At 60.0% G+C, this 14,580-nt stretch carries 11 protein-coding genes and 1 tRNA gene; 5 read left to right on the top strand and 7 right to left on the bottom strand.

What is annotated here, in order from left to right:
• The 5 genes from K1X75_10835 to K1X75_10815 form a co-directional block, all read right to left on the bottom strand.
• The gene (locus K1X75_10835; protein MBX7058549.1) at positions 1-519 is read right to left on the bottom strand and encodes a hypothetical protein; all 519 of its coding nucleotides are present in this window, start codon (positions 517-519) and stop codon (positions 1-3) included.
• 41 nt (positions 520-560) lie between these two features.
• Positions 561-4,229, bottom strand: coding sequence for a tetratricopeptide repeat protein (locus K1X75_10830; GenBank protein ID MBX7058548.1), 3,669 nt, complete (start codon positions 4,227-4,229; stop codon positions 561-563).
• Positions 4,226-5,941, bottom strand: coding sequence for a PEGA domain-containing protein (locus tag K1X75_10825; GenBank protein ID MBX7058547.1), 1,716 nt, complete (start codon positions 5,939-5,941; stop codon positions 4,226-4,228). Before K1X75_10825 ends, K1X75_10830 begins: the two co-directional genes overlap by 4 nt.
• A 115-nt stretch (positions 5,942-6,056) precedes the next feature.
• Positions 6,057-6,947, bottom strand: coding sequence for a FecR domain-containing protein (locus K1X75_10820; GenBank protein ID MBX7058546.1), 891 nt, complete (start codon positions 6,945-6,947; stop codon positions 6,057-6,059).
• Between the two features lie 128 nt (positions 6,948-7,075).
• Complete coding sequence (locus tag K1X75_10815) at positions 7,076-7,444, bottom strand: hypothetical protein (GenBank protein MBX7058545.1); 369 nt, start codon at positions 7,442-7,444, stop codon at positions 7,076-7,078.
• A gap of 192 nt (positions 7,445-7,636) precedes the next feature.
• On the opposite strand from K1X75_10815, the gene K1X75_10810 reads away from it, so the two are divergent.
• The 5 genes from K1X75_10810 (at position 7,637) to K1X75_10790 (ending at position 11,216) form a co-directional block, all read left to right on the top strand.
• A tRNA-Pro gene (locus tag K1X75_10810) sits at positions 7,637-7,708 on the top strand.
• 28 nt (positions 7,709-7,736) lie between these two features.
• Positions 7,737-8,702, top strand: a complete 966-nt coding sequence (locus K1X75_10805; protein MBX7058544.1) for an MBL fold metallo-hydrolase — start codon at positions 7,737-7,739, stop codon at positions 8,700-8,702.
• Positions 8,699-9,163 (top strand): hypothetical protein, encoded by a 465-nt coding sequence (locus K1X75_10800; GenBank protein ID MBX7058543.1) that lies wholly within the window; start codon positions 8,699-8,701, stop codon positions 9,161-9,163. The genes K1X75_10805 and K1X75_10800 overlap by 4 nt, the downstream gene beginning before the upstream one ends.
• Before the next feature lie 3 nt (positions 9,164-9,166).
• Entirely contained in the window at positions 9,167-10,378 is a 1,212-nt protein-coding gene (locus tag K1X75_10795; protein ID MBX7058542.1) for a glycerate kinase, read from the top strand.
• Complete coding sequence (locus tag K1X75_10790) at positions 10,368-11,216, top strand: 1,4-dihydroxy-6-naphthoate synthase (GenBank protein ID MBX7058541.1); 849 nt, start codon at positions 10,368-10,370, stop codon at positions 11,214-11,216. Before K1X75_10795 ends, K1X75_10790 begins: the two co-directional genes overlap by 11 nt.
• Here the strand turns inward: K1X75_10790 and K1X75_10785 are convergent.
• Together K1X75_10785 and K1X75_10780 are read right to left on the bottom strand one after the other, a co-directional pair.
• Positions 11,146-12,756 carry a hypothetical protein gene (locus K1X75_10785; protein ID MBX7058540.1) on the bottom strand — a complete coding sequence of 537 codons (1,611 nt, stop codon included), beginning with the start codon at positions 12,754-12,756 and terminating at the stop codon, positions 11,146-11,148. The two genes, K1X75_10790 and K1X75_10785, sit on opposite strands and share 71 nt — an antisense overlap.
• Positions 12,749-14,350 (bottom strand): ion transporter, encoded by a 1,602-nt coding sequence (locus K1X75_10780; protein ID MBX7058539.1) that lies wholly within the window; start codon positions 14,348-14,350, stop codon positions 12,749-12,751. The genes K1X75_10785 and K1X75_10780 overlap by 8 nt, the downstream gene beginning before the upstream one ends.
• Positions 14,351-14,580 lie beyond the last annotated feature (230 nt).

The raw sequence follows: 14,580 nt of genomic DNA, 5'->3' as shown, positions 1-14,580 counted from the left end.
CTATTTGACCCGCTTTTCGATCAGCTCATTCAGCAATTCAACAAGCTCTTGAAACTTGTCGCCCTTGCGTATCCGAATGGGTTCCGCTTCCCCGCTATCGATGATACGGCGCAGCGATCTTTTGATGCTGATCATGGGGCCGGCGACGCTGTGCGAATAGAAGAAAGCAAAAGCCAGCACGGCAATCAACGTTGCCACGCTGACAGCAGCCATCGGTCGCCAGTAGAGTTGAAATGCGTTGTAACTGCGACCGGGACGAATGGCCGGCAGTTCCTCGCCGCCAGGCAGCACGCACATCTGCGGGCTGCCATCAGCCGCCGCTTCTTCATTCAGAGCAAAGAGGGCGCCCTCCCCTTCCGGCAGAAGGACTGCTGAGTTTTCATGCACCAGCCAGAGTCCGAGCAGGGCAATGGCAACCACCATCGCAACTACCAGCGCAAAGCGCAGTAGCATATGATTCTGGAAGGGGCGATCTACGTAGTAGCGCCAGCGTGCGGCGATCGGAGCATTATGATCCAAGGCTTGCCCTCCGCAGGCGGCCCGTACTTCCCGGGCCGGCCTCAGTAGTACAGGGTGTAGGCGGCGGCGCGCTCTTCAGGCAAGGCCGTCTTCCACTCTTCCTGTCCATTGGAGCCAATGCTTCGGAGCGCTCCGTCGCGTCCAACGTAAATGACCGACTCAGCGCCCTGCAGTTCGACCGCCGCAGCAGAGGCGGGAGGCGTCGGCAAGCGCACCCGTCGCAGCTCTCGCCCGCCATCGCCGTGCACACGAATGTCTTGCCCTTGAACTACGATCCAGCGCGCAGGTTCGCCCCGTTGCAGTCGGGCCTGCTCGACTCCGACTGGCAGAGCAATTGTGGCCGTCATTGCCATTTCCCTGACATTGATTGCGATCGACTGTTCTCCGGCATTGGACAGCACCAGCATCTCGCCCTGTGAGCTGACCAACGGCGCCGCACGCAGCCGTTCAAAGGGAGCCTCCACAATCGCATCATCCTGAATCAGGCCGCTTACAAATTTCAAGCGGGCGACCACAGCGCGCGCTCCCTTGCGCTCAACACGCAATATATGACCCGAAACGGCGGCCAGTCGTGCGCCGGCGGGTAGAAGGCCGGCGCCAAGCAGCTCGCCGCGGCTATCGTAGACCTTCAGAGCGCTGGGCGCCGTCCTGCGGGCCGGGGACGCCAGCACAGCAATACGGTTGCCGCTGGCGTAAAGCTGTTCCGACTCGCGCGGCGTTGCGAAGCTATTCAACAGGCTGCCATCGCTCAAATCGTAGAGCGCGATTTGTCCGACGCCAAGTACAACCAGGGTCTGGTCGGCGCCCACTGCGCGCGGTTTTTCATCAAGCCGCAGCACCCAGAGCTGTCGCCGCGAGGCTGCATCAAGAGCAAGGATCTGCCGGTCGCGCCAGACTATCAGCGCGCCGCGCAGCAGGCCTACGATTCGACCGCTGGCATCGGCTGCATAGGCCTGGACAATGCGCTCGCCTGGCCGCAAGGTCATGATGCGTTGCCTGGCTTCGCCAGCAAAGCGCGAGCCGGGGAAGCGGCGGATAACGTCTTCGTAGGCGCTGCGTGCAGCCTCGCCATCGCCGGGATTACGGCTCTGCTGAAAGCGTTTGTCCAGCACCTGCGCCAGAGCCCAGCGATATCGATCGTCATCCTTGCGTTCCAGCGCGGCGCGCAATTCACTTTCAGCGCCCGGCAATTCGCCGCGCTGAAATAGAATAAAAGACAGCTGGTAGCGCGCGTCAGGAAACTCCGGGAAATCCTGCACCAGATCGCGGAAGATTTTCTCAGCACGATCGATCATGCTCGCATTGTAGAAGTAGACGCCGAGGTTGAACGAAGCCAGCACTGCTTCCGAATCGCGTTGAATCGCCTCTTCGAATTCCTGTCTGGCACGATCATGATCGCCGCCCTCGTAGCGAGCGACGCCTCGTGCAATGTAGGCCGGCGCGAAATCGGGCTTGAAAGTTATCGACCGGTCGAAGTCGGCGATGGCATCGCTGAATTGCCGCCGATGAAGATGGATCACTCCCAATTTATACCACGAGTAGTAGGCATCTGGATGACGCTCAACGATCTCTCCGAAGCCTCGCTCCGCCCGATCCATCTCATCGCGGCGCAAAGCGAAGTTGTAGATCGCTTCGGAAATTTCCACAGCGACATTTCCGGCGCCATTTTCGGCTTCGGCCTGCTCCAGCGATTGGAAGGCGCGCTGCTCCTGTCCCATGGCGATATAGCACTGCGAAATCTTTACAGCAATTAGCGGCCGTTTCAGATCGCGATATACCTCCTGGTAGATTGGCAGGGCGCGCTCGAATTCCCCGCGATTGAACAGGGCCTCGGCGCTCTTCAGGCGCGGCAGCAGGGCAGCATAACGGATATTTTCACGTACAGTAGCCAGCGCTGCGGGCAGCTGCGGGATCTCCGGATTGGCCGCCTGCGCTTTTTCGAACAACCGCAAGGCTGCTGGATACTGCTCACGATCGTTGGCGGCAAGCGCCTGACGGTAGTAGACCAATCCAAGACGACGCTGCACGGGGATTGCGTCCGGATTGCGCCGCAGGAATTCCTGGTAGTGACGTTCGGCGCCGGCCAGATCATTCTGGTCCTCGCGAATGCGACCAATGGCCAGCGCGGCGCCGGCGTCGTTTCGGGTCAGTGCGCCAAGTCGAGCGATGATTTCGTTTGACTCCCGGGTGCGCCGCTGCAGAGCCAGGGCGCGCGCCAGCCCTTGCAAGGCCGCCACGCCGTTGGCATCCAGCTTAAGCGATTCACGGTAGCTGCTTTCGGCGGCGCGCCCATCACGGCGCGCCAACTCAGCCTGGCCGATGGCATTGTGTACGATGGGCAGGTCGGCGCGCAGTTGCCGCGCGCGCCGGTATTCATTCAGCGCCTCAGGCAGACGATTGTCCTGGAAATGTCGATTGCCGCGATCGAGAATGGTATATACATCAATCAGGCCAAGCCCGCGCTTGAGCTCTTCATTGTTTGGGTCCTGACGCAGCGCCGCCTCGAACTCGCGGCGCGCATCGGAGTAACGATGGTCGTCCAGCAATGTGAAAGCTAGATTGATCCGCGCCGGCTGATAGTCCGACTGCACCTGCAGGGCGCGATTGAAGGAGTCAATCGCGGCGCGCGTTTCTTCGCGATCGCGGCGGACCAGACCAATCTTGTTGAAGAGATCTGCGCTGTCCGGCGCCACCTGAATGCCGCGCTCCAGAGTCTCCAGCGCCTCCCTGTAGCGACGCTGCTTCTGATACGCGGCGCCAAGCAAAGAGTAGGTCTTCGCATCGCGCGGATTCAATTCCAGCGCCTTCAAAAGATCGGCGGTTGCTTCCTGTGGTCGCTCCAGAGCCAGCAACGCAGTTCCGCTCAGCAAATAGGGCGCCGCCTGGTCCGGGGCCTGTTCGCGTGCGGCGCGGTAGCTGCTGAGGGCCTCTTCATAGTTTCGAGCCGCAAGGGCGCGGTTGCCCTGCTCCAGCAGTTGCGCCGTTTGCGTGGCCTGTCCGCCGCGCGCGGCATCGGCCAGTTGCGGATTGGCCTGAGCCGCCTTCTGAAAGAACTGACGGGATTCGTCGTAACGCTTCAACTCCAGACAGACGTCGCCCAGCTGCAGATACAGTTGATCTCTGAACTGAAAGTTTGGCTGATCCGCCTTCAGCAGGAACTCGTAGGCCCTCTCGTACTGACGCATATTTTTGTAGGTGACGCCAGCGCGATAAGGATAAAGGGGCTCTTGCGGATAAAGCTCCATCAAGCGCAGGTAGCGCTGTTGCGCCTGCTCCGTTTCGCCGCGCGCAATCAGCACCGTTGCCAGGGTCAGCAGCACTTGCTCATCTCCGCCGGCCAATCGTTCCGCTTCGCGAAGCGCCGCCAGAGATTCGTCCAACTTGCCCAGACGCTGATAAGCTATCCCGCGCAGGTAATAAGCCTGATAGTTTTCGTGTTTCGCCAGCGACTGCTCTGCAAATTGCAAGGCCGCGCCAAAATCCTGACGTACAAAGCTACGATTGCCCTGATTCACAAGATCGAGGGCTTGCCGGTAGCGCACCGGGTCCTGAATTTGCACCGTCGTTTGGCTCTCCCGTGCGCTGGAGACCCGTTCGGGAACTGGCTGCAGAATGGCGCAAGCGCTGGCGCCGCCGGCAAAGGCAATCGCCAGCAGCAATTGAAGGAAACGTTGAGAATTTGCGGAATACACCTGTTCGCCTCTCATCATTCTCGATCCTGATTCAAGCCGGCGCCGGTCCGAATGCGCAGGCGTTTGACCAGGCGCCGACCATCCGCGCTTCCCCCGCGACTGAGCAAGGCAAGGCGCGCTTCGCCGGCGCTCCAGGGTCCGCTGTAAATTTCGTCGCCGTCCAGGAATACCTGGATCAGTTGAGCGTTCTTATCGAATTGAAAACGCAGCCGATGCAAATGGTCTTCACGCTGCCTCAAAGGTGCAAAGGCCAGGGCCGCGCCCTCCGGCCGACCGAGCGCAAAACGTTGCAGGGTGAAGGAAGCGCCGCGCATTTGAAGCATCAGCGAGGCGCCGCGTGGATTGTACAGCCCGGCGAGCAATACTCCGCCCTCGCTTTCCAGCAGATCGATTTCGGCATCAAATTTATCTTCCAGAATTGCGGACTGGGTAGCCAGACCCAGCCAGGCCCCTCCGCTGGCGCCTTCGCCGCGAAAGCCCAGGCCCTCGCCAGTCTGTAGACTGACCGCGCCCTCCTGGGCCGCCAGACTCCAGAGATCTCCGTTGGCCAGAGGGGACTGAAAGGTTTCGCTAAGATATATGAAGAAAGCGCGAGCGGCGCCGCCGACGCCAGCCTGCACCGCGCCCTCGGCTTGCACTATGGCAGACCCTTGCTCCCGCGACTGCGAAAGCTCCAGGCGGTACGAGCCTGGTTGGATGTCCGTCAGGTAGAGCGGCGTTTGGCCGCGCAATTGACCGTCCACGGCAATGCGTAAGTTGGCCGGCGAGGAGAGGATTGCCAGATCCGTGGCGCCGCCTTCATCCGGCCAGGTAGCCGCCGCCAGCGATCCCTGACCGGCCCGTATTTGCAGTGCAAAACTCTGTTCCGGCTGCCCGTTACGACGCATCAACAGGCGCACCTTTCCCTCGCGCAAGGCATAGGCGCGAACCGGCGCCGAGCCCAGGGATTTGCGTTCGTTGCCGCGCAGCAGGATCACTTCAGTGTCGCCGCTGGTGGACAGCGCCGTGAGCGTACCACTTACCGTGGCAGAGATGCAGCTATTCAATGCGGCGGCATCGATCGCGCCGACCTTGATCCCGCCGCTGCTTTGCATTTCCAGGATGCGATACCCTGAGGCGCTGCCAGCAAGATCCACGCGATTGGCGTCGCTGGCAGGAGGCTCCAGTTCAAATGCGACGCGCAGTTCGCTCAGTTGCTGGCCGTTGAAGGCGTCCAGAAAGGCGACCACAAGTTCGCCGCGTCGGGCGCCTTCGGCCAACTCCACGCGCGGAACCAGCAGGGCGTCGCTTTCTTCCTGCCGCAGTTGTGCGCGCGTCTCCTCGCTATCGGGCGCCGCGCCCGGCGGCAGCATAGTAAACCGCGCTTTTGCGCTGTTTCTTAAGGCGCGCTCCAGGCGCAGCATCAATATGGTTCGAGCTCCTTCAGATAGATCGCCATCCACAGAATCACGGAGGGGAAGCAGGCTCAGCTGCGTAATTTCACGAGGCGCCTCACGCAGACGAAAATCTACGGCGCCTGCGGACTGCTCGCTGCCGCCGCTGATCGCAGTGAAGCGAAGAGCAGGCAACTCTTCCAGCGCGGCGCTGAGGTCTTGAATGGGGCCAACGCTACGGCAAGCCAACAGCACGCCAATGCACAATGCTCCGGCCCATTTTGCAACGCTCTGCAGCGGCTTGAACACCATCGTTAAGATCCCTCCGACAAGCATTTCGCGTGTGTGACGACGCACAGTCAGTGGAGACTGTCCAGCGACGCCAGGTCCATCAAATCATGAGTCGAGCTGCAAAAAAAGAAGGCGGGGATGACCCCGCCTTCCGAGCAGTCCGAAGATCGCTCTTAAATTCTTACTGCTGTGCGTAGCCTTGATTTGGCTGGAGCTGGATCGGATCGCCCTGCGTATCGCGACGCAGCGTTCGCGACAGATCAGCCTGGCGAGCAGCGCCAACGGCGTCAAGACCGCCATCGCGGCTCTCCCGCGAGCTCACAGATTGCTCCGCTGAAGCGCCAACATCCATGGCGACAATTTCCGGCGTCGCCTGACGCGCCTCATCAAGCAGAGCGTTAAATTCCATTACATTGCTGCGCTGAAATACAGCGAGCTTCTTGATGGCATCGAGCGAGTCTCGCGAAAGCGGTCGTACCATCTCGCGGGTCATGCGCTGAAATCCGTCGATGGCGATTTGCGAGTTTTTCTCGATAACCACTTCTTCCTGACCCGGCAATTGAACGGCAACCTGCCCGTCCAGCACTGCGACCTTGACCTGGGGCCGCGCCGCCGAACCGTCTACAGATACCAGAAAGGCTGTCCCGCGAACGCCGGCAATAGCCGTCGGCGTATGCACTGCATAGCTGTCGCGGCCATTCTGACGATTGATGAAGGAAGCAACATTGCCGCGCTCCAGCTTCAGCTCGGCCTGTGCCGCGCTGGCGTCCTGGCTCAGCTTCTGAATTGCCAGGCGAGTGCTGGCGCCAACCTTCACCACCCCAAAGCCCTGGATCGCCAGGTCAGCAGAGGAGTCGACGCCCGTGATGATGATGTCGCTTTGTGTCAGTTCCTGACCGATGCTGGCTGCAGTAATCTGGCCGCCCCGCTCGATCTGTACCTGACCGGCCATGTTACTGACCAGCGTCTTGACCGCGCCGCTCTGGCCGGCGGATTGCTCGTTTTTCTGTCCGCAGGCGGTCAGTGCAAAAGCGACTGCCACAGCTGCGATTGCCCATGCTGCTTGTTTCATAATAGATGCCTCTTTATTGGACGGGGCAACTTTGCCCCGTCCTGGGTACGACGGCCCAAAGCGGCGGAATTTTCAACATTTTCCATCCGCCTGGCGGGCTTCCCTGAGCTGGAAATTGTCCGACGCTCTCAGGCAGCGTAGCGTTTTTCAATGCCGCTAAGCCAGCGCGAGAAGTCCCGGTGGTAATTTACCAGGCGCTTCACGTAGTGGCGACGATCATCCAGCAAAACGCGCCGCGCCTCGGCGATGATTTCGGCCACAATTTCGCGGTGGAAAGACATGTGGCTAAGGTAACAGCGCAGCCCGGCGGCATCCATGGCCGACAGCTCCCAGCCCCTTGCCTCGCCGATGAAGCTTTCCATCGATTCAAAAGCCCGGTCCAGATCGCTCTCGTAGGGTTGATTGACCTGCGCCACCGTGTCCGTGATGTCGGAAAGGCCCTCAAAGCGCCTTTCGACCTCCTCGAGGCTTGCCGGCGAAACCAGGGCATCTTGCACATTCGACTCCATTGCCTGACCAATTTTTTTGGAGCCCCGCCAGGGTCCAGTGAAAAATCGCAGACAGGATGGACCGCTTTGGCTGAGGATTAGCGGGGCTCCGGGACCAGGACCCGGAATTGCCTTGCCAGACCGAAACCGGTACGGAGGATGCCCAGCACGCGTTGCAGCGCCAGCCGCAGCGCAGGTGTTCGGGATGTAGCGCAGGGGTAGCGCACCGTGTTCGGGACGCGGGGGTCGGTGGTTCAAATCCACTCATCCCGACAGTTTTCCTGGCGAAAGAGACAGGCTGATGCTGGTAACGCTATGGGGAGTCCGGGGATCGATCGCGACTCCCCTGCGAAACAGCGAGTATCGCGAAAAGTTGCAAGGCGTTCTGCTGCAGGCAGTGCGCAGCGGACTTCGCGACGAAGCTGAGATAGGCGACTTTTTGCGCAAGCTGCCGCCGCATCTCGGTCAAACGTACGGCGGCGACACCACCTGCGCCTCTGTGCAATTGCCTGGCTCCGAAGCCATTTGTATTCTCGATTGTGGCACCGGCATTCGCGCCCTGGGCGACCAGCTGATGCAGGGGCCCTGCGGCCGTGGCGAGGGAGAAATCCACATCTTCCTGACCCATACGCATTGGGATCATATCCAGGGCCTGCCCTTCTTCAAGCCGATCTATATCCCCGGGAATACCATTCACTTCTACTCGCCCATCGAGAACCTGGAGAGTCGATTGATTCGCCAGCAGATCGATATGTTCTTCCCCGCTCCCTTTGAGCAAACAGCAGCGCGCAAGTACTTCTACGTGATGAACGATGGAGCGCCGGTTGAGGCGCCTGGCGGAATGACTGTTGACTTTTGCCCGCTCAAGCATCCCGGCGGCAGCTTCGCCTATCGTTTTCGGCGCAATGGCCGGACCTTCATCTTTGCTACAGATGCCGAATTCACCGGTCAGGACCTGGAAACCATGGATGACCGGCATGCCTTTTTCAGCGGCGCTGATCTACTGGTGATGGACGCGCAGTACACTCTCGATGATCATTTTACGAAGTTTGATTGGGGCCATACCAGTTTGACGATGGCGATCAACTGCGCCGTCAAGTGGCGAGTCAAGAATCTGATTCTCACCCACCACGAACCCTCCTACAGCGACCAGCGTCTGTTTGAGAACTATTGCAGCGCTCAGGAACACAAGGCCGCCCTCGGAGTGGATCGCCCGCGCATTCTGATGGCTCGCGAAGGACTGCAGTTGCGCGTAGGCGAGGCATGATTGCCGCCGTCCGCCTCGGCGCGCTACTGTGCAGCGTCGCCTTTGGCAGCCAGTTTGTCGCTTCAACCGTGCGCGATTCGATGCTGGCCAATTTACGCCACAGGGAAGAGGCCCATGCAGTTAGCGGCTTTGTAACCTTGAGCCGGGCGCAAACCAGGGAAGATTTTCTCGGCCAGCGCTATTATTTCAGCTATCACGGGATCTACGACGGCGTCTCTGTCATTGGCGTAGAGCGCGTTTCGTCTCAATTCTTTCATCGCAACACGGAAGGGAAAAATGCCGAAGCTCGCTTTTACCGCGACGACGGCGGCGTTGTCTATGCACGCTTGTTTGGCGACGAAACAGAAGAGAACGAAGGAAAGAATTTCCTTACTCGATTCTCAATCCTGGCCTGCGCTTTTTTTGCGCTGCTGGGCCTTGCAGCCTGGTTGCTGCCGGCCGGCAAGCATGCCCTGGAGTGATCCTTGTTGCAACGCGGCGTATTGCGCGTACTGATTGCGCCGGACAAATTCAAAGGGACGCTCAACGCCTCCGAGGCCGCGACGACGATCCGCAGCGGAATCGCCGAGGCCGCGGCTGAATACGGACTGCAGCTGGAAACCATGTTGCTGCCGCTGGCCGACGGCGGCGAAGGAAGCCACGAAGTCCTGCACACTCTCGACCCCGAGCTCAGCGAAAGAAGCGCCGCTTATCCAGGTCCAGATGGCGGCAGGCACACAATTCGATGGCTGGAGAGCAGCGAACCGCCATGTGCATTTCTTGAGACAGCTTTGCTTCTTGGAGCAGATTCTGGACGACGGCTGCCGCCGCTGGCGCGCCGCAGCAGCTTCGGCGTCGGTCTATGGCTCAAGGATCGTATCGCTTCAGGAATGTCGCTCTGCTATCTGATGCTTGGCGGCAGCCTGACCAGCGACGGCGGTCTGGGGATGGCTCGCGCGCTTGGCTTTCAATTGTTTGATGATCGCCATCAACCTCTCAGCGAACTGCCTCAGCTGGAGCGGTTGAGGGATATTCAACTGCCGTCGGCCCCTGGCGCGCAGATCATTGCGCTCAGCGATGTACGCTCGCCGCTGCTGGGCGATCGCGGCGCGGCTCTGCGCTTTGGGAAGCAAAAGGGGGCAACAGCCGCAGAGCTGCAAGCGATCGAAGCCTGGTTGGCTCGCTTCGAGAACCTACTGTCCAGCATCACGCCCGCCTCCGGCGCCTTGCCCGGCGCCGGCGCTGCAGGCGGTCTCTGCTTTCCTTTGACTGCGTGGCCCAGGCAATTTCGCTTCGCTTCCGGCATTGACTTCTTTCTGGAACGCTCTGGCTTTGACCGCTGTGTCGCAGCATTTCGGCCGCACTGGATGGTAAGCGGCGAAGGGCGCGTTGATCTTGCATCGCTGGACGGCAAAGTTCCCGGCGGGGCGGCCCAGCGTCTGCGTCAGCTGGGTTCTAAGGCCGCAGTAATGCTGATTGCCGGGCAGGCGCCTGACCGCGAGTCATTGCAGTCCGCCGCCCAACAAGCGCAGCTGCCTTTGCGTATCTTCGATACCGTTTCTTGCTGCGGCCCAGGCGTCGACGATGAGTGGCGTCGAAAGGCGGCCCAACGCCTGCAGCGCACGGCGCGCGAAGCCGCGCTGAAAGTTCTTGCGGAGGGGCCGCCCTCAGATCAGCTGAAGAACGATGAGCGTTGAGATTGCCATATCCCCCTGCCCCAACGATACCTTTATCTTTTTTGATCTCGCCCGACGCGGGCTCTCCAGCGACAGAGTAGATTTGCAATTTGCAGACGTAGAAGAACTCAATCGGCGAGCTATCGGCGAAGCGCCGCATATTTTGAGCAAGATGTCATTCTTTGCGTCGTTTCAGGCCAGCGCTCAATACGATCGACTGGCGCCTGGAGGCGCCATGGGTTTCGGCTGCGGTCCGCTGCTGGTTGCAGCCAATGAACAGCTGGCTCGCGAAGCGCAGCAGGACGCTTCGCGCCTGTTCTCGGCGCTGGCGCCGGGTCGCTGGACTACCGCCAATCTGCTGACTCACCTCTATCTAATGGAGCGAGGCGCATCCCTGGATTCGTTGCAGATTCAAGAGATGCGTTACGATCGCATCATCCCGGCTCTACAATCAGCGCAGGCGGAGTACGGAGTAATCATCCACGAAGAACGCTTCACCTACCAGCAACGCGGCCTGGTTGCAGTCGTGGATCTGGGCCAGTGGTGGGAAGCCAGCGCACAATCGCCAATCCCCCTGGGTTGCATCGGACTGCGTAAGGATGCGCCGGAGTGGCTGCGACTGGAGATTGAGCAATCCATCCGACAGAGCATTGAACAAGCGCGCCGTCAGCCGCCGGAGTTGATGCCCTTCATCCGGCAGCATTCTCAGGAACTCTCCGACCGGGTCATTCGCGCACATATCGATTTGTATGTAAATGATTTCAGTCTTGAACCGGGAGCAGCCGGATTCAAGGCGATTGACGAGCTGCAGCGTCGCGCCGCACCGCTCCTGTCGCGACTGCAATCGGCCAGCGTTTGAGCACGGCCGCCAGCTGTTCGGTAAATTGACGCGCGCCATAGTAACTCAGATGATGGTGATCGTAGAAGAGCTGCATCGGCATGCCGCTGGCGGCGTCGAACAAGCGACAGCGATCGCCAGACCCGGACGGACACCGTAAAAATTCCAGCCAGCCGGAATACCAGCGCGAAGGGCGGTACCAACTCAAACTGATTGGATTCTCCGGAGAATTTATGATCAGAACGCGGACGCCGGCGCTCAAAAGGCGCTGGCGCAGCTCTTGAAAAGCGCGGGCCGTTGGCAATCCAGAGTCAAAGTCCCGGGACGCCCACACATCCTTGGCAATTTTCAAGGAATGCAAGTATTGCATGCCCGCACGATCGAAGCGCATCAGTCGCTCTTCAAACGACGCACGATAGTCGGTGTCATTCAATGACAGGTAAAGACGGTCTTCGCGACGCGCCACGCGCTCCTCGGGCCTCAGACGCGGAGTGTCCAGACCGGCATTGCGCGTCAGGCGCAGTCCCAGCTCGCAGGAGCACTGGGCCGAATGCCAGCCGCGATCAAGTTGACCCGTCAGCAGATCACCGGCCTTTGCTGCATCCGGCAGGCGCAGCGTATTCCAGCCTTGCTGCAAGGAAACTGACCACACAAGTATTGTGCGGCCCTCCCGAACCAGACTGAGGGACAGTTCTGGGGAACCGTGGAGAAAAAGTTCCACAGGCGCTTCCAGCCGCAGCCCGGCGGAGATCTCACGCTGCGCCAGCGGCGCGCTGAATCTGCGGCCGGTCCAGCCGCGCTCTGTAACGCCGTCCTCGCCTATCTCCGCGCCGGCATAGTTCAGATAGCTTCGGCCGGCCGAAAATCGGTTCTCCATCAAAGCCCAGAGCGCTTCGCGCGCAGGGAAGCGATATCGATAGCCGGCGCTCAACGTCGACATCAACGCGGCGCTACAGACCTGCAGTCCTGCTGGTGCGCAGTAAATGCGCGCCAGACCGAAGGGCGCCAGTTCGCGGATTTCACGAGCCTGCAGCACATCCTCTGCCATTCGCGCCAGAGCCTGATCGCGTCGGTCGCCGCCGGCATCCAGCTCGGCCAGATCCTCATGAAGGATGGGATACTCCAGATGATAGTCGACAGAATTTGTGGGCAGGATGGCCAGGTCGGGCTTCAGATCCAGAATACGATCCAGCATCGCGTTCAAATGCATTGGCGTCATTCCTTGATGCGCCAGCACCTGCACCTCTGCGCCCTGCAGCTCCCTCTCGTTGTTCAACGCCGATTGCAATTGCAACGGTTGAACGGAATAAAGCGCCAGCGAAGAGCCCAGAACCAGGATGCGCACTCCGTCGCCGCGCGGCGACGCCTGCAGTCGACGCAAGGCATACTCGAAATGGAAGTGCGGTTGGTCGCCCCACGCGCTTTCATCTGGAATGCGCCAGAGCAGAAATCTGAACGCCAGTGCATCCAGCGCGAAGTAACAGACTACAAAAAGCAGCCCCAGACGTATGGCCGGCAAGCGGAGAGCATAGCGCAATCCGCGGTTGCGGCGCTCAGACATCGACCGCTTCGCTCCAATCTCCCGGTCCATTCTGGTTCACGGCACGTACGCGATAGCGCAGGCCAGGCTCGCCCGGCGCGGACTCATCGTAATAATCAAGTCGCTCGATGCAGCCATTCAACATGCGCCAGGATTCCTCGCCAGGTTGCTGGCGGGCAGCCTGGTAGACTGCGGCGCCCGCCGAACGGCTCCAGGTAAGTTCGACGATGCCGCTTGACTTGCGGAATCCGTGCAGATTGATCACGCCCTCCGGGCGACGCCCCTGTCGCTCCTGGATGCGACGATCGCCTGTCATCTGGCGGCGTTCACGAGCCAATGCCTGGACGCCTTCGGCAAAATCGGGATAGTTGCGCAGCACACGTTCAAAGCTTTCCTTATCGATCGTATAGAGATCACAATAGTCAACGGCGCGTACGCTTGCCGTTCGCGGCGAGCTTTCCAGCAGGGCGATTTCGCCAAAAAAGTCGCCCTCATGCAGAGTAGCATATACCGTGCGGCCATCCTCGCTCACGACCTCAACTGCGCCGCGACTGATAAAGAACATGTCAGCGCCAAGCTCGCCCTTGCGAAAGACGTAGTCGCCAGGCGTAAATACAGCAGGCCGCAAGCTGAGAACGATTTGTTGAATCAGATCCGGACTGGCCCCTTTGAACAGGGGCACCTTTTGAATCAGGCTGCTATTCAGGTAGAGCGAAAGCTGCGTATGCAGAGAGCCGGGCAAATCCTGGAGTACGTGTGATTCATCGTAGCCGCGACGGCTCTGCCAGAGGTAGGCGTAGTAGCGGCGCACTCGCTCCTGTAGGTCTTCCGGAATGCGTCGGAAGCTCATGAATGTACTGACGCGTTCCAGCTTTTCCAGGTACTGGGAGCGGGCGACATCAAGATTGGCGATAACGCTGGCAACGTTACCGATGACGTAGCCATACATCGCGGCGCCGGCGATCTCGATGGCCATGGCAAAGATGGTTTGCCCGGTGGACTGCGGCGTGATATCGCCGTAGCCGATGGTTACCATAGTGGTAATCGACCAGTAGAGGGCGCGAATGTAGTAGCGTCCGTTGTCCGCTTGATCTTCGGCTGGAATGTTTCCGCCGCCAATCGCCATCCAGATCGTCGCTGTCCAGTGGGCCACCAGCAGCACCCAGAAGCCCAGGAAGAGCATGCGCAGGACGCCAACGCTGATGATATTTGCCTCGGTAATACGCTGCATGACCTGGGCAATACGGACCAGACGGAAGAGACGGACCAGACGCAGGGTGCGGGCCGCATAAGTAAGATGAGGCAGCCAGCCGGCGATGATCAGATCGAAGGGCAAGGCGGCGATCAGGTCGATGATAAACCAGCCGCTCAGGTAGTTGCGGGCAATTGCCCGTCGATCGGCAACCTCCTGCCCGTTGACATAGATGCGCGTCTGGAAATTGAGGATAATGTCAACACTGAAGGTGGCGATCATTAGCCGGTCCATCCACAGCAACATCGCCGTAAGCTCATAGCCGACCGTCAGTCGCAGTGGAATTTCCACGGCTGCGTAAATCGTTACCAGGACGACATAAGCGTCCCAGATTCGCTTCCAGAGGGTATGTGCCTTGATCATTCCTTCCCCTTCACCAATTCTCGAAGCCGTCTTCCGGCGGCCGAAAGTGTTGCCGCCGAAGCCTTCCGCCGTCCCAGATTGCCGACAATGGACCATGGGCCGACCGAGGCCGGCGGGCCGGCCCCTGTCGCTGTGCGGCCTCCCATATGATCGGCCGATAGCGGAGTCCCGGTGCAGCTCATAAGTGCTCGACTGCTGCCACGGCGCTGATTTTTTACAATGAAGAGCGA

The sequence above is a fragment of the Leptospirales bacterium genome (genome assembly GCA_019694655.1).
Classification (GTDB): Bacteria; Spirochaetota; Leptospiria; order Leptospirales; family Leptonemataceae; genus SSF53.
This window is presented reverse-complemented; position numbering and strand designations above follow the sequence as displayed.